Source organism: Gemmatimonadota bacterium (assembly GCA_041390125.1).
GTDB lineage: Bacteria > Gemmatimonadota > Gemmatimonadetes > Longimicrobiales > Gaopeijiaceae > JAGQIF01.
Genome location: JAWKQN010000006.1, coordinates 294,871 through 316,678, shown reverse-complemented (window position 1 = coordinate 316,678; position 21,808 = coordinate 294,871). Strand labels below are relative to the sequence as shown.

Genomic DNA, 21,808 nt, shown 5'->3' with positions numbered 1-21,808 from the left:
CGTGCGTGCCATGCGGCGCGCCGACGTGGCGGCGGTGCAGGCCATCGAGCGCGCGGCCTTCTCCACGCCGTGGACCGCGGCGACGTTCGCCAACCTCCTGCGCTGGACGGACCGGTGCGAGGCGCTCGTCCTCGAGGCGGAGGTGTCCGATCACGATGAGCCCCTCCTGGCCGGATACGCCGTGCTCCGCTTCGTCGAGGAGGAGGGCGAGCTGGTCAACATCGCCATCCGCGCGGACCTGCGGGGCCAGGGGCTGGGGTCGATCCTGCTGGACGCCGTCATCGCGGCGGCGATCGGTCGCGGGCTGCGTCACCTGTTCCTCGAGGTGAGACGGTCCAACCTCGTGGCGCAGCAGATGTACGAGGCGCGCGGCTTCCAGTCCGTCGGAGTCCGCAAGGGCTACTATTCCCGGCCGGTCGAGGATGCGCGGGTGATGCTGCTGCGCCTCGCGGGCGCGGAGGAGGAGGCCTCGTGAGCGGGGTGCGTCCGGGGAGGATCGGTCCGTGGGGGTGACGGTGGTGGCCGAGGTGGCCCAGGCCCACGAGGGGAGCCTGGGAAACGCGTTGGCCTACGTGGACGCGGTGGCGGCGGCGGGCGCCGACGTGGTCAAGTTCCAGACGCACATCGCCGCGGCCGAGAGCACGCCCGACGAGCCCTGGCGGGTGCGCTTCAGCCCGCAGGACGAGAGCCGCTACGCCTACTGGCGTCGGATGGAGTTCACCGAGCCGCAGTGGACGCTGCTGGCGGGGCGGGCGCGGGAGCGGGGGATCGGGTTCGTGAGCTCCCCCTTCTCGGAGGAGGCCTTCGAGCTGCTGGAGCGCGTCGGCGTCGACGCCTGGAAGGTCGCGTCGGGCGAGGTGGGCAACGTGCGCCTGCTGGACCGCATGGCCGCGAGCGGGCGGCCCGTCTGGCTGTCGACCGGCATGAGCGACCGGGGCGCGGTCCACACCGCCGTCGAACGACTGCGGGCGGCCTCCGCCGCCGTGACCGTCTTCCAGTGCACGTCCCTGTATCCCACGCCTCCGGAGAAGGTCGGGCTCAACCTCCTGGCGGAGCTCCGCACCGCCCATCCGGGCTGTGCGATCGGTCTCTCCGACCACTCCGGCACCATCTTCCCGGGCCTCGCGGCGGTCGCGCTCGGCGTGGATGTGGTGGAGGTGCACGTCTGCTTCTCGCGCGCCACCTTCGGGCCCGACGTGCCCGCCAGCGTCACGCTGGAGGAACTGGCCCTCCTCGTCCGGGGCATCCGCTTCCTGGAGCGCGCGCGCGCGCACCCGGTGGACAAGGACGCCGTGGCCCAGGAGCTGGCACCGCTGCGCACCGTGTTCGGCCGCAGCGTGGTGGCTGGGCGCGACCTGGCCCGCGGCGCCGTGCTGACCGCGCGTGACCTGGTGGCCAAGAAGCCCGGTGGGGGGCTGCCGCCCGATCGCCTCGACGACCTGGTCGGGCGGCGACTCGCGCGTGACGTCCGGCGCGACGAGCGGATCGCGGTCGAGGACGTGGAGGCGTGAGTCGGCGTCCGCGGGTGCTGAACGCGGAGCCGTGGGAGTACTCGCCGCGCGCCCGACGCGTGCTCGAGCGTTTCGCCGACGTCGAGGACGGGCCCGTCGACCGCGCCGCGCTCGTCGAGCGGGCCCGCGCGGTCGATGCGCTCATCGTGCGGCTGGGCCACCGCGTCGATGCGGAGGTACTCGGCCGGCCTTCGCGCCTCCAGGCGGTGGTGACCGCCACGACCGGGCTCGACCACGTCGACCTGGGGGCGGCGGAGGCGGCGGGGGTGGCCGTGCTCAGCCTCCGCGGTGAGCGGGCCTTCCTGGAGGGGATCCGGGCCACGGTGGAGCACACGTTCGCGCTCCTCCTGACCCTGCTGCGTCGGACCCACCGGGCCTCCGCCCACGTGGAGGCGGGGGGGTGGGAGCGCGACCGCTTCCGGGGGCACGAGCTGGCCGGCCGCACGCTCGGGATCGTGGGGCTGGGTCGGATCGGCACCGCGGTGGCCGAGCTGGGCACCGCCTTCCGGATGCCGGTGCTGGCGTACGATCCCTTCCGGGAGGGCTGGCCCGGGACGGTCGAGCGGGCGTCCAGCCTGGCCGACCTGCTCGGGCGGGCCCAGGTCCTGAGCCTTCATGTGCCACTGGCGGACGAGACCCGCAACCTGATCGGGAGCAACGAGTTGGGCTTGCTTCCCGAAGGTGCTTTCGTGATCAACACCGCCCGGGGCGGGGTCCTGGACGAGGACGCCCTGCTGGCCGCGCTCGATACGGGGCGGCTGGGAGGGGCGGCCCTGGATGTCCTGCAGGGCGAGGAGGAGGGACGGCCGCTCCGGCCCGCGCTGCTCGAGCGCGCCCGGGGGGGAGACCGTCTGGTGGTGACGCCCCACATCGGAGGGGCGACCTGGGAGTCGATGGAGAAGACCGAGGTGTTCATGGCGGAGAAGCTGGAGGCCGCGCTGATGGGAGCCGCAGCCGGGAAGGAGGGAGCGTGATCCTGCGCACCGCGGGGAGCCGCGACGGACGGCGGCGCGTCTGCATCGTCATCACCGCCCGACCCAGCTACGCACGGGTGAAGAGCGTCATGGAGGCGGTCCGCGACCATCCCGATCTGGAGCTGCAGCTCGTGGTGGGCGCCTCGGCTCTGTTGGAGCGCTACGGGCCCGTGGTGGACGTCATCCGCGACGACGGCTTCGAGCCGGACGCGGTCGTCTACATGGTGGTGGAAGGCGAGAACCTGGTGACGACCGCCAAGTCCACCGGGCTGGGCGTGGTGGAGCTGGCCACCATCTTCGACAACCTGCGTCCCGACGTGGTGGTCAGCGTGGCCGATCGCTACGAGACCATCGCGACCGCGATCGCGGCCTCCTACCTGAACCTGCCGGTGGCCCACCTGCAGGGCGGGGAGGTGACCGGGTCGGTGGACGAGAAGGTCCGTCACGCCGTGACCAAGCTGTCCAACCTGCACTTCGTGTCCAACGAGCCGGCCCGCGAGCGCGTGCTGCGCATGGGGGAGGATCCCGCGACGGTCTTCGTGACGGGCTGTCCTTCGGTGGACCTGGCCGCGCGCGTGACGGCCGACGGGACGCCGCCGTTCGATCCCTTCGAGTCGTACGCCGGGGTGGGCAGCCGCTTCGATCCACGCTCCGAGGACTACCTGGTCGTCATGCAGCATCCGGTGACCACCGAGTACGCCAACGCGCTGGACGAGGTGCGCGAGACGCTGCTGGCGGTCGAGGCGCTCGACATGCCCACCTTCTGGTTCTGGCCGAACGTGGACGCGGGCTCCGACGGCATCTCGAAGGGGATCCGGCACTTCCGCGAGACGCACGACATCCCGCACACGTACTTCTTCAAGAACCTCGCGCCCGAGGACTTCCTGCGTCTCCTGGCCCGCGCGCGCTGCCTGATCGGCAACTCGAGCGTCGGCATCCGCGAGGGGGCCTTCCTGGGCGTGCCGGTCGTCAACGTGGGGGGGCGGCAGCAGGGTCGGGACCGCGCCGGCAACGTGGCCGACGTGGGCTACGACAAGGACGCCATCCTGGAGGCGGCGCGGCGGCAGCTCGCGCACGGGCGCTACGCGACCAGCGAGCTGTACGGGAACGGAACGGCGGGCGAGCGCGTAGCGGACCTGCTCGCGACGGCCCCGCTCCGGACCGACAAGCGCATCAGCTACTGACGCATCGATGTGCGGCATCGCCGGGCTGGTGGGGCAGGGATGGGACGAGCGCGAGCTCGACGCCATGGTGCGTGCGCTGCGCCACCGGGGCCCCGACGCCCGTGGGACCGCGGTGCACGCGCCGCGCGCGGACGGTGTGCGGGTCGGGCTGGGGCACGCGCGCCTCTCCATCCTGGACCTCTCCGACGCCGGGTTGCAGCCCATGGCATCGGCCAGCGGCCGCTCGGTGGTGGTGCACAACGGCGAGATCTACAACTACCTGGAGCTACGCTCCCAGCTGGGCGGCGCGAGCGCGTTCCGCACGGGAACCGACACCGAGGTGTTGCTCGCCGCCTACGAGCGCTGGGGCGATGCGTGTGTGGAGCGCTTCGTGGGCATGTTCGCCTTCGCGCTGTGGGACCGCGAGCGCCAACGCCTGTTCTGCGCGCGCGACCGCCTGGGCATCAAGCCGTTCCACTACGGCTGGCGGCCGGACGGCACCTTCGCCTTCGGGTCCGAGGTGCGCGCGCTCCTCGCGGCCGGGGTGTCCTCCGCGCCGTGTCTGGAGGCCTGGGCCACGTACCTGGTGCACGGCGTCTACGACCACGATCACCATACGTTCTTCGAGCACGTCTTCGCGCTGGAGCCCGGTCGGACGCTGGTGCTGGAAGGGGACGCGCTGCGGGCACCGGCGCCGGGACGCGCGCGGATCCGCCGCTGGTGGTCGCTGGGCGAGCGGGCCGCCGAACCATGGACCGGCACGTTCGACGAGGCGGCCGACGCCCTGCGCGCCCACGCCGAGGAGGCCGTGCGGCTGCGCATGCGCAGCGATGTCGCGGTCGGCGTGAACCTGAGCGGCGGTCTCGACTCCGCGGCGCTCAGCGCCACGCTCGACGCCCTGGTGCCCGCGGACGCGCCGGTGGCGACCTTCACCGCGGCCTTCGACGATCCGGCCTACGACGAGACCGTCTTCGCGGGGGCGGTGCCGCGCAACGCCCGTTGGATGCGCTCCGTGGAGCGCGTGGGTGTGGAGCGCTGCCGCGCGCTCCTGCAGGAGGTCGCGACCCACCAGGGCGCTCCCTACGGCGGTGTGGCCACGATCGGCTACCACGCCCTGCACGCGCGCGCCCGCGAGCAGGACGTCACCGTGCTGCTCGAGGGGCAGGGGGTGGACGAGCTGCTGGCGGGATACGCCTACTTCCGGCCGCTGGCCTGGCTGGACCGGCTCGCGGACGAGGACGAGGCGGCCGTGGCCCGCGAGGCCGAGGCGTTCGGGGACGATCCGGCCCGCGCGCTTGCCCGGGCGCGCGCCGAGGTCCGGGGCACGGCGGCGGCGGTGTACCAGGACGGGTCCTCCCACCTGCGTCCCGACTGCGTCGACCCGGAGCTGGCGCGGCTCGTGCCCGAGCCCCCGCGCTTCGAGCGCCCGTTTCCGGACCACCTGCGCAACGCCCAGTACCGGGACCTGGTGCACACGAAGCTGCCGCGTGTGCTGCGCATGAACGACCGGCTGTCGATGGCCCACGGCCGGGAGCTGCGTGAGCCCTGGCTCGACCACCGGATCGTCGAGCTGTGCTTCCGGCTGCCGGGCGCCTGGAAGGTGGGCGAAGGCCAGCAGAAGCGGATCTTCCGCCATGCATTCCGGGACGTGCTGCCCGCCGACGTCCGGCAGGCCGCGAAGCGGGCGGTGGTGACGCCACAGCGCGAATGGCTGCGCGGTCCGTTCGCCGACGTGGTGCGCGACGCGCTGGAATCGGCGACCTTCCGCGCGCAGGGATGGATCCGGTCCGACCGGGCGCAGACGGAGTTCGAGCGCTTCCGGGCCGGTGAGGGCGACAACGCCTTCTTCGTCTGGCAATGGATCATGGTCGCGCACCAGGAGTGGTTTCGATGAAGCGAGGGATCGGGGGGAGGTTCGTCCGGGGTGGGGGCGCGCTCACGGCGCTTCTGGTGCTCACGGCCTGTGCGGGGGGTGGAGGGGCCACGAGCCCGACGGCGCCGCGGCCCCAGCCGGCCCGCAACGGCGCCGCCGGCCCACGTCCGTACGCCGAGGTGGTCACGCCCGCCATGCGCAGCGACTCCGGACTCTTCACCGTGCACACGGAGGGCCCGCGCGTCCTGTTCGAGATCCCCGACTCGTTGTTCGATCGGGACATGCTGCTGGTCTCGCGCATCGCCGGCACGCCGCCCGATTTGAGCCCGTTCATCAACGCGGGCTCCAAGGTGGCCGAGCAGGTCGTCCGGTGGGAGCGCCGCTCCGATCGGGTGCTCCTGCGCAAGCTGTCCTTCGGGAACGTGGCCGAGGACTCGCTTCCCATCGCGCAGTCCGTGCGGATGAACAACCTGCCGGTCGTGCTGGGCTCGTTCCCCATCCAGGCGCTGGGGTCCGACCCCGGCAGCGTGGTGGTGGACGTCTCCGACTTCTACCGCGGCGACGTCCGGGCGCTGAGCGGGCTGTCCCGGCAGCAGCGCCAGCAGTGGAGCGTCCGCCGCCTGGATCCGGATCGGACGTTCCTGGAGTACGCGCGAGCATTCCCGCTGAACGTGGACGTGCGGGCCACGATGACGTTCGACGCGGACCAACCGCCGAGCGAGGCCGCGACCGGGAGCCTCACGCTGCAGATGCACCATTCGATGGTGTTGCTCCCCGCCGAGCCCATGCGTGTGCGCTACGCCGACCCGCGCGTGGGATGGTTCACGATCGAGCAGGTCAACTTCGGCCTCGACGAGCAGAAGGCCGCCACCCAGGAGATCCTGCGCCGTTGGCGCCTGGAGCCCAGCGATCCCGAGGCGTACGCGCGGGGCGAGCCGGTCGAGCCCGTGAAGCCCATCGTGTACTACCTGGATCCGGCAACCCCGGAGAAGTGGCGCCCCTACGTGCGGCAGGGGATCGAGGACTGGCAGGCGGCGTTCGAGGCGGCGGGCTTCCGCAACGCGATCCGCGCTGCCGACCCGCCGTCGCCGGAGGAGGATCCCGACTGGAGCCCGGAGGACGTGCGCTACTCGGTGGTGCGTTGGGTGGCCAACCTCACCCGCAACGCCGTGGGACCGAGCGTGTCGGATCCACGGTCCGGGGAGATCATCGAGAGCGACGTGATCTGGTACCACAACCACATGCGCTCCTACCGCAATCGGCTCCTGATCGAGACCGGCGCGTCCAACCCGGAGGCCCGCTCCCTGCGGATCGCGGACGCCACCATCGGCGAGACCATGCGGCAGGTGATCGCGCACGAGGTCGGACACGCGATCGGGCTACCGCACAACATGATCGCGTCCTCGTCGTTCGCGGTGGACTCGCTGCGCTCGCCGTCGTTCACGGACCGCTACGGCGTGGCCCCCAGCATCATGGACTACGCCCGCCAGAACTACATCGCCCAGCCCGGCGACGGCGTGCGGCGCTTCATCCGCAAGATCGGACCCTACGACCACTACGCCGTCGAGTTCGGGTATCGCGTGTTCCCGTCGGCACCGACGCCGGAGGCGGAGAAGGCCATCCTGGATCGCATGATCGAAGCGCACGCGGGGGATCCGGTCTATCGCTTCGGATCGGCGGACGGGGTGAACCCCTGGGCCCAGACCGAGGACATGGGAGACGACCCCGTGCGGGCCTCGACGTTGGCCATCGAGAACCTGAAGCGCGTCGCGCCCCGCCTGGTGGAGTGGACGCGCACCGACGGGGAAGGCTACGAGGACCTGGAGGAGCTCTACGGCGAGCTGGTGGGGCAGTGGCGCCGCTACGTCGGGCACGTGGTGACCCTCGTCGGAGGGGTGTGGTTCGAACCACGCACGGCGGATCAGCCCGGGGCGCCGTACCGACCCGTGACCCGCGAGCGCCAACGCGCTGCCGTGCAGTTCCTCTCGGACCAGGTGTTCACCACGCCGCGCTGGCTGGTGGATCCCGACCTGCTGCGACGGATCGAGGAGGGCGGCGCGATGGAGCGCCTGCGCGCCATCCAGGCGGGCGTCCTCGACCAGCTGCTCGATCCGGCCCGCCTGGAGCGGGTGATGGAAGCACGCGCGTTCGCCAATACCGCGTATGCGCCGGCCGAGCTGATGGCCGACGTCCGGGGAGCGGTCTGGACCGAGCTGCGGGAGCGTCGCGCCATCGACCCCTGGCGCCGATCCCTGCAGCGGGCCCACGTCGAGCGCCTGGCGTGGCTCCTGGAGGGGGCGCCCGTCGAGTCGAACGGAGGAGGCGGAGGCTTCCAGCGCCGTCGGGCCCTGGACGTGGAGCAGTCCGACCTGCCGGCGCTGGCCCGGGCCGAGCTGACCGAGATCGCCCGACAGGCGCGTCTCTATCGCGGCACCGTGGAGGACGTACCCACCCGTCTCCACCTGGACGACATCGTCGCGCGGGTGGAGCGCGTCCTGGAGGGCGATTGACGCTGCGAGCCCTGGGGCTCATCCCCGCCCGCGGGGGATCGAAGGGAGTCGTGCGCAAGAACCTGCGCCTGGCCGGCGGCCGCACGCTGCTGGAGCACGCGGTGCGCGCCGCGGGTGCGGCTCGGCGACTGGACGCGTTCGCGGTGACGAGCGACGACCCCGAGATCCTGGACGCCGCCCGTGCGCTGGACGCGCCGGTGGTGGAGCGGCCCGCCGGGCTGGCGGAAGACGCCACGCCCATGGTGCCCGTGCTCGTGCATGCGCTCGAGGAGATGGAGCGGCGGACGGAAGCGCGCTTCGACGTCGTGGTGCTGCTGCAGCCGACGTCGCCCATCCGGCGGGGTACGGACATCGACGCCGCGGTGGAGCGTCTGACCCGCGACGCGGCCGCGGACAGCGTGATCGGTGTGTGCCGCATGGACGACGTGCACCCGGCCCGCATGTATCGTCTGGAAGCGGACGACCGCCTCGTGCCGTTGGATCCCGAGCGCGAGCGCCTGAACCGCCAGGACCTGCCCCCGGTCTACTACCGCAACGGGGCCGTCTACGCCGTGCGGCGGGACACCCTGGTGCGCGACGGACGCGTGATGGGGGCGCGGCCGGCCGCGCTCGTGATGCCCACCGCGTGGCTGGCGAACGTGGACGACGAACGCGACCTGCTGGTGGCCGATACGCTGGTGCGGGCGTGGGAGGAAGGACGGCTGTGAGCGGACGGGCGAGCTACGAGAAGGAGAGCGGCCGCGACCGTTTCTTCGCGCTCCTGGACCGCGAGATGGAGGTGCTGCTGGACCCGGTCAGCGGCCGGATGCGGCCCGAGGTGGGCGAGCACGTGCCGTGCGTCGTCTGCGGCGCCGACCGTCCCGAGCCCCTCTTCACGAAGGCCGGGCTGGACTTCGTACGCTGTGCGGAGTGCGCCCTGGTGTACATGGATCCGCGCCCGAACGCGGACGCGTTGGAGCGTCTCTACCAGTACGAGTCCGCCGCCAACGATGCCTGGGTGGATGTCCTGCTCACCGAGGCCGAGGAGCGCTTCCAGTCCCGCGACTTCGGTCACCTGCTGGAGCGGGTGGCCACCGTGCGGCCCTCCGGACGGCTCCTGGACGTGGGCTGCTCGATCGGACGGCTGCCCCGCATCGCCCGCGAGCGCGGGTGGGACGTCCTGGGTCTGGAGCTGGGCGCGCGGGCGGCGCGCCACGCGCGCGAGGTGTACGGGTTGCCGGTACGCGAGGAGCGCCTGGAGGTGTGCGGGTTCGCCGATGGCGCCTTCGACGTCGTGACGCTGATCGAGACGCTCGAGCACGTACCCGACCCGCGCGCCCTGCTGGAGGAGATCCACCGCATCCTGGCTCCGGGTGGCGCCTTCCTCGTGGGCGTCCCCAACGTGGCGTCGCTGGGCGTGCTCGTCCTGGGTCCGTTGGCCCGCACCTTCAATCGCAACCACCTCGTCTACTACGACGCGCGCACGCTGTCACGGCTGCTCGCCGCCGTGGGCTTCGAGGTGGTCGAGGTCCTCTCCGCGGTGTCGGTGCTCGACTCCGTGCTGAACCACCTGCAGGGATACGATCCGTTCGCCGCACCGGCGACCGACCGACTCCCGCCGGCCTTCGCGCAGCGCCTGGAGGCGCCGGAGGAGCGCGCGCGCATGGACCGCTGGATCGAAGCGGCGGGCCTGGGCTACCGGCTGCGGATCCTGGCCCGCAAGCCCGCGTGATGCGCCCCGGTCCAGGCCCGCGCCCCGGCGCGGGACGGAGCGGCCGGGTGCTGCGGGACGGCGCCTGAGATGTGCGGCATCGTCGGACTGCTGGGCCGGGGAGACGAGGCGGCGCTCGCGCGCATGACCGCGCGCCTGCAGCATCGCGGACCCGACGACAGCGGCCTGTGGACGCACCGCAGCGAACGGACCGGCTTCGTGGGGCTCGGCAACCGGCGGCTCGCGATCCGCGATCTCTCGCCGGCCGGCCACATGCCCATGCGGAGCGCGGACGGCGAGTTGCACCTCACCTACAACGGCGAGCTGTACAACGCGGCGGAGCTGCGACGCCGCCTGGAGGGCGGGGGCGCGCGCTTCCGCTCCACGTCGGACACCGAGGTGGTCCTGCACGCGCTGGACGCCTGGGGTACGGACGCGGTGGCGCAGCTCGACGGCATGTTCGCCTTTGCTGCGGTGGATCTGGGTGGCAAACGGTTCGGTCGCGTCGACGGCGGCCCGGCGCTGCTGCTCGCCCGTGATCCGCTGGGCATCAAGCCACTCTATGTGACGCGCCGGAGCGGGAGCGTGGCGTTCGCGTCCGAGGCCAAGGCCTTCGTGGAGCTGCCCGACTTCGACGCCACCGTGGATCCCGTGGCCCTGCAACGCTACCTCGCGTTGCTGTGGGTGCCCGAGCCGGACACGCTGTTCGCCGGGGTGGACAAGCTGCCCCCCGCCCACTGGGCGTTGGCGCAGGACGGCGGCTGGCGGCAGGAGCGCTACTGGCGGCTGCGGATCGCCGACCCCGCCCGGCCGCGGCTTCCGGAGCGTGCCGCCGTGGCGGCCGTGCGTGACCAACTGGAGGCGGCCGTGGGACGCCAGATGGTCTCCGACGTCCCGGTGGGAGCCTTCCTCAGCGCCGGGCTCGACTCGACGGCCATCGTGGCCGCCATGGTCGAGCACTCCGACGGGCCCGTACGCACGTTCACGATCACCTTCCCGGCCGGACACCGGCGCGGCGAGGCCACCCTGGACGATCCCGCCGTGGCGCGCCGCACTGCGGAGCGCTTCGGCTGTCGCCACCAGGAGATCGTGGTCGAGCCCGACGTGGCGGCTTCGCTACCGGGGCTGGTGTGGTCGATGGACGACGCGGTGGCCGACCCGGCGATCCTCACGGCGTTCGAGGTGTGCCGGGCCGCCGGGCGCGAGGTCACCGTATTGCTCTCGGGTGTGGGCGGCGACGAGGTGTTCGGCGGGTACCGCAAGTACGCGGTCGAACGGCTGCGCGACCGCTACCGCCGGCTGCCTGCGCCACTCCGGCGTCTCGCGCTGGAACCGCTGCTCACCCATCTGCCGGCGCTGCGCGGCACACGGTGGATGGGGTGGACGCGGCTGGCCCGGAAGTTCGGACGCAGCGCCTCCTTGCCGCCGGTCGAGGCGTTCCTCCGCGACGCCACCTACCTCGACGAGCCCGCGCGCCGCGCGCTGCTGACGCCCGGCTGGATCGAAGCAGGCGGCGCCGTGGACCCCTACGTGCACCATCGCGCGCTGTTCGAGGAGCACGCCCACGCCGACCCGCTGGAGCAGCGCATGGCGGTGGATCTGGGGACGTTCCTCCCCAGCCTCAACCTCGACTACAACGACAAGATGAGCATGGCGTCCTCGGTCGAGGTGCGGGTGCCGCTGCTGGATCGGCCGCTGGTGGAGTTCGCCTTCCAGCACCTGGCTCCGGACCTGAAGCTGCACGGCGGGCTGCGCCCGGTGACCAAGTACGTCCTGCGCCGGGCGCTCGCCGGGCGGGTGCCCGACGAGGTGCTCCACCAGCCCAAGGCCGGCTTCGGCGCGCCCCACGACCACTGGCTCACGCACGACCTCGCCGGGATGGTGGACGATCTGCTGTCGTTCGATCAGATTCGGCGCCGCGGGATCCTGCGCCCGGAGGCGGTGCGGACCCGGATCGAGGCACACCGCGCGGGGGATGCCGACCTCGCCTACCCGGTCTGGCAGCTCCTGACGTTGGAGCTGTGGATGCGGGCCTTCGTGGACGGGGAGCGGCCGCCGCTCCCGGCCCCGGAAGGGCCGGAGCCGGGTCGGACGGCCCCCGCGCCTGGACAGGACACGACGTGAAGCAGCTTCTGCAGTACCCGGCGGGGGAGACGCGCCTCGCCGACGTGCCCGCGCCCATCGTGCGGTCGGGCCACGTGTTGGTCCGTACCGAGGCGTCGCTCGTCTCCATCGGGACCGAGCGCATGCTGGTCGACTTCGCCCGCAAGAGCCTTCTGGCCAAGGCGCGCTCCCGTCCGGATCTCGTGCGCAAGGTGGTGGAGAAGGCGCGTACCGAAGGCGTGTTGACCGCGCTCGACGCCACCCGCGCCCGCCTGGATCAGCCGATGCCCCTCGGGTACTCCGCCGCCGGGGTGATCGTGGAGGTGGGGCCGGGCGTGGAGGGCCTCGAGGTCGGGGACCGGGTCGCCGCGGCCGGCGCGGGCCATGCCGAGGTGCTGTGCGTGCCCCGCAACCTGCTGGCCCGCGTCCCCGACGGCGTCCCGGCGGAGTCGGCCTGCTTCGCCACGGTGGCCGCGATCGCGCTGCACGGGCTCCGCCTCGCGGAGTGCCAGCTCGGGGAGCGGGTGGCGGTGGTGGGGCTGGGGCTGATCGGGCTCATCACCGTGCAGCTCGCGCGCGCCGCCGGGCTGGCCGTCTGCGGCTTCGATCTGGATCCGGGGCGGGTGGAGCGCGCACGCGCCCTGGGCGCGGAGCGCGGCGGGCGCATCGGCGCTGACGATCCCCTCGCGCTCGTGCAGGAGTGGACGGGTGGGCGCGGGGTCGACGCCGTGCTGGTCACCGCCTCGACCGACAGCTCCGCACCCATCGAGCTCGCGGCCGAGATCGCGCGCGACCGCGGCCGCGTCGTGGCAGTGGGCGCGGTCGGGCTGGAGGTGCCGCGCCGTCCGTTCTACATGAAGGAGCTCGACCTCAAGATCTCGCGCTCCTACGGGCCCGGTCGCTACGACCCCCAGTACGAGGATCGGGGGATCGATTACCCGCTGGGCTACGTGCGCTGGACGGAGCAGCGCAACCTGGAGGCGGTGCTCGACCTCATGCGTGACCGGCGGCTGGATACGGCGCCGCTCGTCACCGACCGGGTCGCGTTCGCGGACGCGCTGGACCTGTACGGCTCGCTGGGCGAAGACGGTCCGCAGCCGCTCGGTGTCGTCCTGTCGTATCCCGACACACCCGCGCCGGCTCCGCCCACGCGCGTCGTGCCGGTGGCCGCCGCCGGAACCGGGCGCGCCCCGGTCGATGCACCGCGCGTGGGCGTGCTGGGCGCGGGGCTCTTCGCCACCCGCACGTTGCTGCCGGCGCTGCAGGCCGCGGGCGGCTTCGACCTGCGTACCGTCTGCACGACCAGCGGGATCTCCAGCCGCCACGCCGCGGAGAAGTTCGGCTTCGCGCAGGCCTCCACGGATGCGGATGCGCTCTTCTCCGACCCGGACGTGGACGTGCTGTTCGTGCTGACGCGCCACAACCTGCACGCGGAGCAGGTGGAGCGCGCATTGGATGCGGGCAAGCACGTCTTCGTGGAGAAGCCGCTCTGCCTCGACGACGCGGAGCTGGCGCGGATCGGGGTCGCGCACGCGCGCGCGGATCGTCTGCTCATGGTCGGGTTCAATCGCCGTTTCGCACCGATGAGCGACGCGCTGGCCGGGCACTTCGCGCCGGTGGGAGATCCGCTCCTCGTGCACTACCGGGTCAACGCCGGAGCGCTGCCCCCCGACCATTGGCTGCACGACCCGAGCGTCGGCGGCGGACGGATCGTGGGAGAGGCCTGCCACTTCCTCGACTGGGCGCTCTGGCTCTGCGACGCCGCCCCCGTGCGGGTACGCACTGCCGGTCTGCCCGCCGCGGGTGCCCGCCCGCGCGACAACGTGAGCATCACGCTGGAGATGGAGGGCGGGCATGTGGCCATCGTGAGCTATCACGCCAACGGCGCGGCCGCTCTGGGGAAGGAGCGGATCGAGGTGTCGGGCGGCGGACGGAGCGCCGTCCTCGACGATTTCCGGGAGCTGGCGCTCCACGACGGGGGACGGACCCGGCGGCGCCGCGATCGGTTGCGGCAGGACAAGGGCCACCGCGCCGAGATGGAGCGGCTCGGAGCGGCGCTCCGTAGCGGAGGCCCTTCGCCCACGCCGTTCGCCTCGCTGGTGGGCACGATGCGCGCCTCGTTCGCGGCGGCGGATGCGCTGCGCACCGGGCGGGACGTCTTCGTGGCCGGGGAGCACGCATGACGCGCGCGGACGCGAGCGCCCCGCGCGTGGAGATCCCCGAGAGCGTCCCCGGGGCCCCGATCGGGGTAGGGGCGCGCCTGCGCTACTGGCGTCGCATCTTCTCGGCGTACGGCGGAAGCCGCCAGAGCCACCTCACGTTCTGGCACGGCACGCCGCAGGTGAACGAGCGCGCCCGGGCGGGGACGGTGGACGAGTACTGGCAGCGCTTCACGGTCAAGGCGGATTACCCGGGCCCGCGCGACGCGCGCGGCATCCCGATGCTGGACTACCATGGGCACGTGGGTCTGCAGTACAACCCCATCGCGATCGCGCAGTATGGTCTGGGCAACTACAACCGCTGGCGTCAGGAGGACGACCCGGACCGCAAGCAGCGCTTCCTGGACGTGGCGGATTGGCTGGTGGACAATCTCGAACCCAACGCCGCCGGTGTCGCGGTCTGGAATCACCGCTTCGACTGGGAGTACCGGACGCCGCTCAAGAACCCCTGGTATTCCTGTCTCAGCCAGGGGCAGGGCATCAGCCTGCTCGTGCGTGCGCACAAGGTCACGGAGGAGCAGCGCTACCTCGACGCGGCCCGCGCCGCGTTCGAGAGCTTCACGCTGCACATCGACGAGGGCGGCGTGCAGGTCCTCGACGACGGACACGTCTGGTTCGAGGAGACCGTGGTCAAGCCGCCCACCCACATCCTGAACGGCTTCATGTGGGCGGCGTGGGGCCTGTACGACCTCTGGCTCCACGACGGCGACGCGCGCGCGGGCGCGCTCTGGCAGGCATCGATCGAGACGCTGCATGCCCATCTGCCCCGCTTCGACATCGGGTACTGGTCGCTCTACGATCAGGCCGGGACGGCGCTCAGCAATGCCGCCAGCGGCTTCTACCACGCCCTCCACGTCGTCCAGTTGCGCATCATGCACCGACTCACGGACGATGCCCGCTTCCTGGCCTGGGCCGAGCGCTGGGACGGCTACCGCAGGAGCCCGCTGAAGCGGCGTCGGGCCTGGCTGCACAAGGCGCTCTTCAAGCTGCGCTACTACTGACGGGCGGAGGTCACATGCGAGTACCGCTGCACCTCGCGGACGGACACGGGCGACCCGGGTGGCTCGCGCTCGCCGGCGCCCTGGCGGCCGGGCTGCTCTCCCTGGGCGTGCTGGCGTGGCTCACGGGGACGGGTCCCGCCGGGAGCGCCCTTTCGCTGGCGCCGCTCCCGGTCGAGACGCTGGGTCTCCAGTGGTCGCCCCGGACGGAGCTCCCGGACGTGGCCCGCGCCCGGGCGCTGGCCCGCTGGGTCGGGCTGCTGCGGCTGGCCTGTGCGCTGGTGATCCTGGCGGCCGTGGTGCCCGTGCTCCTGGGCGCTCTGCTGGCCGGGCGGGCCGCCCGCCCGGAGCTGCACGTGCACCGGGACGTCGGCGCGTCCGCCCGCCTGCTGCGACGGGCGTTCCTGCAGCGCACCGTGGCGTTCGTCGGCGCCGCGGGCACGGTCGCGGGCGTCGGGGCCGCGGTCCTGTTGCCGTGGTTGGCGCGAGCGTGGCCGGGGGTGTGGAGCGGGACCCTGGGGCCGTGGGCGGCCTCCGGTCTCCTCGGATCGGGCGCGGTCGTGGCCACGGCCGTCGGGGCGATGCTGCTCTGGTGGGGGGGCGGCCTCCTGGCGCCCGCGTCCGAGCGGGGTCGGATCCCGGGCGCCCAGGACGGCTTCGTGGTCGCCGGCGGCGCCGCCTCCACCCTGGTGTGCATCCTGGCGTTCGTGCTCCTCGGCGCGGAGCGTCCGGACGCGTCCACAGCGGGCCCGCCCGACCTGACCTGGGCGTCGGTGACCGCGCCGTCCGCCCTGGACACCGCCTCCTTGCTGCACGGGCTGGCGGCCCTGCCCGGGGTGACCCGCGTCGGCGCGACCACGCCCGGCGGGTGGAGCCGGCTCGGGATCGACAGCCACGTCGCCACCGAGTGTGGGGACTGCTGGATCGGCGGGCTGCCCACCCCGATGCTGGGCGGCTGGGCGCGGGTCGTGGGGGTGGCGGGCGCGGCCCTGGACCTGATGGGGGTCCCGCTCGTCGCGGGGCGGGGGCCTTCCGCGATCACGGCGGCCGATCCGCCCGCCGTGTGGGTCAGCGAGGGGTTCGCCGCCCGCCAGTTCGAGCGCGGGCGCTGGGCGGGCCGGTCCGCCCTGGTGGGGCGCGACCTGGACCGCTGGTACGCGGTCGAGGGCGTCACCGGGGCCGGCCTGCCCGTCCTCGCGGCGGGCGCGGCCCCGCCGGCGGCGGACCAGGTCTTCGTGAGCCTGCTCCAGCATCCGGTCCGAGCCCTCGAGCTCGGCGTGGAGGGGGCGGCGGATCCGGGGGCGGTGCGCAGCGCGCTGGAATCGCTCCTTCCGGCCGGCGCGACCGTCGAGGTCGCTCCGCTGGCCGGCCGGCGGGCGCTCGATCGGGCGCCGATCGCGTGGATCTCCCGCCTCCTGTTGCTCGCGCTCGTGGCGGCGGTGGCGCTGTCCACGCTCACCGCGGCGCTGGGCGCGCGCCTGCTGGCGCGGGCGCGCACGTACGAGCTCGGCGTCCGCCGGGCGGTGGGCGCGACCCGGGGCTGGAGCGTGCGGTGGTTGTTGCTCGGCTCGCTCGGGCGGACGCTGACCGGAGCGCTGGTGGGCGCGTGGGCCGTCCTGTTCTTCCGCGATGGGCTCGCGACCCTGCTCGGCGGGACCGCGCCCCTGGGAGCGGCCTCGGTGCTGGCCCTGGCCCTCCAAGGACTGGCCGGCCTGGCGGGCGCCTGGCCCGTGGCGCGGCGTGCACCCGCCGCGGCTCCCGCGGCCCTGGCCGGAGCGGACCCGCTCCCGTGACGGCCCCCTCGGGCGGGCTCCACATCCTGCTGATCCACCAGCTCTTCGTGACCCACGGCCAGGCCGGCGGCACGCGGCACTTCGAGCTGGCTCGCCGCTGGGTGGCGGCGGGGCACCGCGTGAGCGTCGTCACCGGCCGGAGAAGCTACCTGTCGGGGGCCGTCCACGACGTCGACGAAGCCCTGCCTGTCGGGCTCGAGGTGGTGCGGGTCGGCACGCTTCCCTTCGCGGGCGGAGGATTCCTGGCCCGCATCGCCAACTTCGTCTCGTTCATGGTGCTGGCGCTGTGGACGGCGCTGCGCATTCCGGACGTCGACGTGGTGGTCGGTACCACCCCTCCGCTCTTCCAGGCGCTCGCGGCGGCGGTCGGCGCGCGCCTGCGCGGCGTTCCCTTCGTGCTCGAGGTGCGCGATCTCTGGCCGGATTTCGCGATCGAGCTGGGCGTGCTGCGCAGCCGGCCGCTGATCGGGCTGTCCCGCGCCCTGGAGCGCGGCCTGTACCGCGCCGCGGACCGGGTGGTCGTCAATTCACCGGGCTTCGTGGAGCACGTGCGCGCCCGCGGGGCCTCCGCCGTCGCGGTCGTCCCCAACGGGGTCGAGACGGACGACTTCGATCCCGACGCGCACGGGACCGCGTTCCGGGAGCGCCATCGCTTCGCCCCCTCGGACACGCTGGTGCTGTACGCCGGCGCGCACGGGCCGCCCAACGACCTCGGCGTGGTGCTGGACGCCGCCGACCGGACGCGGGACCGGCCCGACCTGCACTGGGTGCTGGTGGGCGACGGCCGGGACAAGGCGCGTCTGGTCGAACAGGCCGGCCGGCGGGGGCTGGAGCGCGTGCGGTTCCTGCCCCCGATCCCCAAGGCGGACATGCCGGAGGTGCTGGCGGCGGCGGACGTGGGGCTGGCGATCCTGGCCCCCCTGGCCCTCTTCCGCACGGTCTATCCCAACAAGGTCTTCGACTACATGGCGGCGGGACGGCCCGTGCTGCTGGCCATCGACGGCGTGATCCGGCAGGTGGTGGAGGACGGCGGCGCGGGGCGCTGGGTGCGCGCGGGAGATCCGGACGCGCTCGCCCGCGCCGCCCTGGCGTACGCGGACGACCCCGACCGGGGGCGAGCCGAGGGCCGTCGAGGGCGGCAGTGGGTGGAGCGACACTTCCAGCGTGCCGCCCAGGCGGACCGCTTCCTGGAGGCCCTGGCAAAGGTGACCGGGAGCGCCGATCCGGACCCCTTCCGTTGAACCGCCCGGTGCGTGCGCCTAGCTTTGCCCCCCGTGGCCTCGAACCTGATCCCGCCCTCGCCCGCGCGCGCGCCCTCCGGGCCCGAGGTGCACCCTCCCGGGCCGGACGACCTGGTCGTCGTCACCGGCGGCGCCGGCTTCATCGGCCGGCATCTGGTGCGGGCGCTCCAGGCTGCGGGCGCCCGGGTCCGGGTGCTGGACGCCCTGGTCGCGTCGGTCCATGGACCGGAGCCGGTGTGGCCGTCCGAGCTGGAGGGCTGTGAGCGGATCCGGGCGGATGTCCGCGACCCCGCCGCGCTGGAGCAGGCCCTGGAAGGCTGCACCCTCCTCTACCATCTCGCGGCGGAGACGGGCACGGGCGAGTCGATGTACCGGGCCCATCGCTACGTGGACGTGAACGTGGGCGGCACCGCGCTCCTCTGCGACGCGCTGGGGCGGGCCGCGTCGCGCCCACGCCGGGCGGTGCTGGCCTCCTCGCGCGCCGTGTACGGCGAGGGGCCCTGGGCCGACGCGCACGGCACCCGCCACCCCGGCACCCGCACGGAGGCCGACCTCGCGCGCGGCCGCTGGGATCCGGTCGCTCCGGACGGCACCCCGCTGGTCCCGCTGCCGATGGGCCCCGGCTGCGCGCTCGCGCCCTCGTCCGTCTATGGCGAGACCAAGCGCGCCCAGGAGGAGCTGTTCCGCCTGGTGTTGCCGCCGCTGGGCGTCGAACCATGGGTGCTGCGGCTCCAGAACGTCTACGGCCCGGGGCAGAGCACGCGGAATCCCTACACCGGCATCCTCTCCATCTTCTCGGTGCTTCTGCTGGAGGGGGACGAGGTCCGGGTCTTCGAGGACGGCCTCGAGAGCCGCGACTTCGTGTTCGTCGACGATGTCGTCGCCGCTCTCCTGGCGGCCGCGGCCGCGCCCGGAGCACCCGTGCCCGTGGACGTCGGCACCGGCCGCCGCGTGTCGGTGCTCGAGGTCGCGCGCACGCTGGCGACGCTCCTGGAGCGGGGAGAGGAGGCCGTCCGTGTCACCGGCGAATACCGGCTCGGGGACATCCGGCACGCGTCCGCCGACCCCGGCGTCCTGGCCGCGCGCCTGGGGGTGGTGCCCTCCGTCTCGTTCGAGGAGGGCGTGCGCCGGCTGGTCGAGTGGATCCGCGCGACCGAGCGCCCGCGCTCGCGGCTCGCCGACGCGCTGGCCGAGATGAGCGCCCACGGCCTGCTCGGCAGCGCGGGGGATCGCCCATGAGCGAGGGCCGCAGGCCGGTCGTCTTCCTGGGCGTGCCGATGGCCATCAACGTCCGGGACGTCCTGCGTTCGGACGTGTTGCCGCTGCTGCGCGAGGCCGGCCTGGACGTGCACCTGTTCTCGGCCGCGGCCCAGGATCCGGGGTTCGTGGAGGAGTTCGGGCACAGCGGAGTGACGCTCCATCCGCTGCGCCCTCCGCGCGGTCGGCTCTTCCGGACCCTGGATGCGGCCGTGCTCAAGCTCTACGTGCTGGTGCTCTCCCTGCGCTGCGAGACGGCCCACATCATGGTGCAGGGCACGCTGCGCCGGAACCCGCTGGCGCGCCTGGCCCGCCGCGCCCTGCTGGCCGCGGGACGCGCCCGGCAGAGCGCGCTGGTGCGCCGGGCCCGTGACCTCGTGCTCCGCCTGGCGCCGGATCTCTACGAGGATGTCTTCCGGCGCCTCCGGCCCGACCTGGTGATCGGGACCCGGGTGCTGACCATGTCCGCGCCCGGGGGACCCGACGCCGGCGCGTACCTGGATCGCTACCTCGTCATGTCGGCGGCCCGGCATCGGGTCCCCGCCATGGTGCTCGTCTCGAGCTGGGACAACCTCACGAGCAAGGGCTTCCTGCCCGCGCCCGTGGCCCGCCTGACGGTGTGGAATCCGATCATGCGTCAGGAGGCGGTCGACCTGCACGACATCCCGGAAGAGCGGATCACCGTGACCGGCGCGCCGCAGCACGACGTCTACGCGGGCGCGCCCCACCGCGCGCGCGACCGCTTCTTCCGGGATCTGGGCCTGGACCCCGCACGTCGCTTGATCGTCTACACGACGCAGACCGCAGGCACCATCCCGGCCGAGCCGGATCTGGTGGCGCGGATCCACGACCGCCTGCAGAACGATCTGCCCGACACCCAGCTGCTGGTGCGCCTCCATCAGCTCGATCGCCTGGAGCGCTATGCCTTCCTGCGCGACCGACCCGGTCTGGTGTTCGATACGGCGGGGCGGCAGGCGGTGGGAGCGTATCGCGATCGCGACTTCGACCACGCCGAGCTCCGGCGGCTGGCGGATACGCTCTACCACGCCGACGTGGTGTTGAATGCCGCCTCGTCGATCTCCATCGACGCGGCCGCGGTCGGCACGCCGGTGGTCGCCATCGCCTTCGATGCCGAGGAGGGTGTCCCGTACGACCGCTCGGTGCGGCGCTACTTCGACTTCACGCACCAGCAGAACGTCGTGCGCTCGGGCGGTGTGGCGATGGCCCCGGACCTGGATGCCATGGCAGCCGCCGTGCGCGCCTATCTCGACGATCCCGACCGGGATGCCGAAGGCCGGGCCCGCCTGGTCGAGCGTTTGTGCCACCGTCTGGACGGACGGTCCGGCCGGCGGGTGGCGGAAGCCATCCTCGGCGAGATCGGCCTCCCCCTGCCGACGGGCGCGCCCGCCCTGGCGAGCCGCTCCGCTTGACCCGTCGGTTGTGGGTCGTGGCCGGCGGGACGCGCACCACCGCGTCCACGCGCCACCGCCTCTGGAACTACCGGCCCTTCCTGGAGGCGGACGGGGTCGAGCTCCGGTGGACGGAATACGAGGGGGGACGCACCGAGAGCCCGTTGCGCGCGGCACGCGAGCGTGCCGCCTTCCTCGGGCGCCTGCTCCTGCCCGTCCCTCCGGGCGCGACGGTGCTCGTGCAGAAGGTCCTCTTGCCCGGGCCGCTCCTGGAGCGCTGGCGCGCCGATCGGCACCGCATCGTCTACGACTTCGATGACGCGCTCTTCGCGCCCGTGCCGTGGGGGGAGGACGAGGCGGCCGTGGCACGCCGCCGCGCGCGGCTGGACCGCATGCTGCTCGCCGCCGACCACGTCATCGCCGGCTCGCCGCCGCTCGCGGACTACGCCCGCGCGCACGCTCGCGCGGTGGAGGTGCTGTATCCCAGCCTGGATCGCGAGGCCGTCGGGACCCCCGCCCCCCGCGCCGACGACGGTACGCTGCGCGTGGGCTGGATCGGCAACGACCAGAGCCAGCGCTACCTGCTGGCCCTCGTCCCGGTCCTGACGCCGATCTTCGCCCGCCGTCCCGGGCTGCGCCTGTGCGTCTGCTCGTCCCGTCCGCCCGAGCTGCCGGGGCCGCTCGCGCAGCGGTTGGAGTTCGTTCCGTGGTCGGAGGCGGCCGAGCGCGAGGCGACGGCGCGCTTCGACGTGGCCATCTCTCCGATGGACGGCGCTGTGTGGAGCCGGGCCCGCGGTGGTCGGGTGTCGGTGCTGCGCTCCATGGCCGCCGGCGTGCCCGTCGTGGCGGCGCCCGGAGGCGGGCTGGAGACCCTCTGCGGGACGCGCGGCGTGCGCTTCGCGGAGGAGCCCGAGGAGTGGCGGCAGGAGATCGAAGCCCTGCTCGACGATCCCGTGCTGCGCACGGAGCGGGGCAGGGAGGCGCGCGCGGTGGTGGATGCGTCGATCTGGGCGGACGTGCAGTACCCGCGGTTGCGGGCGATCCTGTTCCCGGAGTGGTGAGCTCCG

16 protein-coding genes are annotated in these 21,808 nt (G+C 73.4%); all 16 read left to right on the top strand.

Going from position 1 to position 21,808, the window contains the following annotated elements:
* Positions 1 to 10: 10 nt before the first annotated feature.
* A complete protein-coding gene (gene rimI / locus R3E98_07915) occupies positions 11 to 475 on the top strand; it encodes a ribosomal protein S18-alanine N-acetyltransferase (protein MEZ4423317.1) in 465 nt (154 codons plus the stop codon).
* Positions 476 to 503: 28 nt separating this feature from the next.
* A complete protein-coding gene (locus R3E98_07910) occupies positions 504 to 1,511 on the top strand; it encodes an N-acetylneuraminate synthase family protein (protein ID MEZ4423316.1) in 1,008 nt (335 codons plus the stop codon).
* Positions 1,508 to 2,485 carry an NAD(P)-dependent oxidoreductase gene (locus tag R3E98_07905; protein MEZ4423315.1) on the top strand — a complete coding sequence of 326 codons (978 nt, stop codon included), beginning with the start codon at positions 1,508 to 1,510 and terminating at the stop codon, positions 2,483 to 2,485. Before R3E98_07910 ends, R3E98_07905 begins: the two co-directional genes overlap by 4 nt.
* Positions 2,482 to 3,669: a UDP-N-acetylglucosamine 2-epimerase gene (neuC, locus tag R3E98_07900; protein ID MEZ4423314.1), complete on the top strand. Its 1,188-nt coding sequence runs from the start codon at positions 2,482 to 2,484 to the stop codon at positions 3,667 to 3,669. Before R3E98_07905 ends, neuC begins: the two co-directional genes overlap by 4 nt.
* A 7-nt stretch (positions 3,670 to 3,676) precedes the next feature.
* Positions 3,677 to 5,542, top strand: coding sequence for an asparagine synthase (glutamine-hydrolyzing) (asnB, locus tag R3E98_07895; protein MEZ4423313.1), 1,866 nt, complete (start codon positions 3,677 to 3,679; stop codon positions 5,540 to 5,542).
* On the top strand, positions 5,539 to 8,031 hold the full coding sequence (locus R3E98_07890) for a zinc-dependent metalloprotease (GenBank protein ID MEZ4423312.1): 2,493 nt from the start codon (positions 5,539 to 5,541) through the stop codon (positions 8,029 to 8,031). The genes asnB (R3E98_07895) and R3E98_07890 overlap by 4 nt, the downstream gene beginning before the upstream one ends.
* Positions 8,028 to 8,738: an acylneuraminate cytidylyltransferase family protein gene (locus R3E98_07885; GenBank protein MEZ4423311.1), complete on the top strand. Its 711-nt coding sequence runs from the start codon at positions 8,028 to 8,030 to the stop codon at positions 8,736 to 8,738. The genes R3E98_07890 and R3E98_07885 overlap by 4 nt, the downstream gene beginning before the upstream one ends.
* A complete protein-coding gene (locus tag R3E98_07880; protein MEZ4423310.1) occupies positions 8,735 to 9,742 on the top strand; it encodes a class I SAM-dependent methyltransferase in 1,008 nt (335 codons plus the stop codon). The genes R3E98_07885 and R3E98_07880 overlap by 4 nt, the downstream gene beginning before the upstream one ends.
* 69 nt (positions 9,743 to 9,811) lie before the next feature.
* Positions 9,812 to 11,845 carry an asparagine synthase (glutamine-hydrolyzing) gene (gene asnB / locus R3E98_07875; protein MEZ4423309.1) on the top strand — a complete coding sequence of 678 codons (2,034 nt, stop codon included), beginning with the start codon at positions 9,812 to 9,814 and terminating at the stop codon, positions 11,843 to 11,845.
* The gene (locus tag R3E98_07870; protein ID MEZ4423308.1) at positions 11,842 to 14,007 is read left to right on the top strand and encodes a bi-domain-containing oxidoreductase; all 2,166 of its coding nucleotides are present in this window, start codon (positions 11,842 to 11,844) and stop codon (positions 14,005 to 14,007) included. The genes asnB (R3E98_07875) and R3E98_07870 overlap by 4 nt, the downstream gene beginning before the upstream one ends.
* A complete protein-coding gene (locus tag R3E98_07865; GenBank protein ID MEZ4423307.1) occupies positions 14,004 to 15,044 on the top strand; it encodes a D-glucuronyl C5-epimerase family protein in 1,041 nt (346 codons plus the stop codon). Before R3E98_07870 ends, R3E98_07865 begins: the two co-directional genes overlap by 4 nt.
* Positions 15,045 to 15,058: 14 nt before the next feature.
* Positions 15,059 to 16,834 (top strand): hypothetical protein, encoded by a 1,776-nt coding sequence (locus R3E98_07860; protein MEZ4423306.1) that lies wholly within the window; start codon positions 15,059 to 15,061, stop codon positions 16,832 to 16,834.
* Positions 16,831 to 18,075 (top strand): glycosyltransferase family 4 protein, encoded by a 1,245-nt coding sequence (locus R3E98_07855; protein MEZ4423305.1) that lies wholly within the window; start codon positions 16,831 to 16,833, stop codon positions 18,073 to 18,075. Before R3E98_07860 ends, R3E98_07855 begins: the two co-directional genes overlap by 4 nt.
* Positions 18,076 to 18,108: 33 nt before the next feature.
* On the top strand, positions 18,109 to 19,314 hold the full coding sequence (locus tag R3E98_07850; GenBank protein ID MEZ4423304.1) for an NAD-dependent epimerase/dehydratase family protein: 1,206 nt from the start codon (positions 18,109 to 18,111) through the stop codon (positions 19,312 to 19,314).
* A complete protein-coding gene (locus R3E98_07845) occupies positions 19,311 to 20,762 on the top strand; it encodes a CDP-glycerol glycerophosphotransferase family protein (protein ID MEZ4423303.1) in 1,452 nt (483 codons plus the stop codon). Before R3E98_07850 ends, R3E98_07845 begins: the two co-directional genes overlap by 4 nt.
* Positions 20,759 to 21,802 (top strand): glycosyltransferase, encoded by a 1,044-nt coding sequence (locus R3E98_07840; GenBank protein MEZ4423302.1) that lies wholly within the window; start codon positions 20,759 to 20,761, stop codon positions 21,800 to 21,802. The genes R3E98_07845 and R3E98_07840 overlap by 4 nt, the downstream gene beginning before the upstream one ends.
* The last annotated feature ends 6 nt before the right edge of the window (positions 21,803 to 21,808 follow it).

Bases quoted from the DNA above. Each gene is read 5' to 3' on its own strand.
- rimI (MEZ4423317.1), top strand. From the start codon at position 11: ATGCGGCGCGCCGACGTGGCGGCGGTGCAGGCCATCGAGCGCGCGGCC.
- asnB (MEZ4423313.1), top strand. From the start codon at position 3,677: ATGTGCGGCATCGCCGGGCTGGTGGGGCAGGGATGGGACGAGCGCGAG.
- R3E98_07890 (MEZ4423312.1), top strand. From the start codon at position 5,539: ATGAAGCGAGGGATCGGGGGGAGGTTCGTCCGGGGTGGGGGCGCGCTC.
- asnB (MEZ4423309.1), top strand. From the start codon at position 9,812: ATGTGCGGCATCGTCGGACTGCTGGGCCGGGGAGACGAGGCGGCGCTC.
- R3E98_07865 (MEZ4423307.1), top strand. From the start codon at position 14,004: ATGACGCGCGCGGACGCGAGCGCCCCGCGCGTGGAGATCCCCGAGAGC.
- R3E98_07860 (MEZ4423306.1), top strand. From the start codon at position 15,059: ATGCGAGTACCGCTGCACCTCGCGGACGGACACGGGCGACCCGGGTGG.
- R3E98_07845 (MEZ4423303.1), top strand. From the start codon at position 19,311: ATGAGCGAGGGCCGCAGGCCGGTCGTCTTCCTGGGCGTGCCGATGGCC.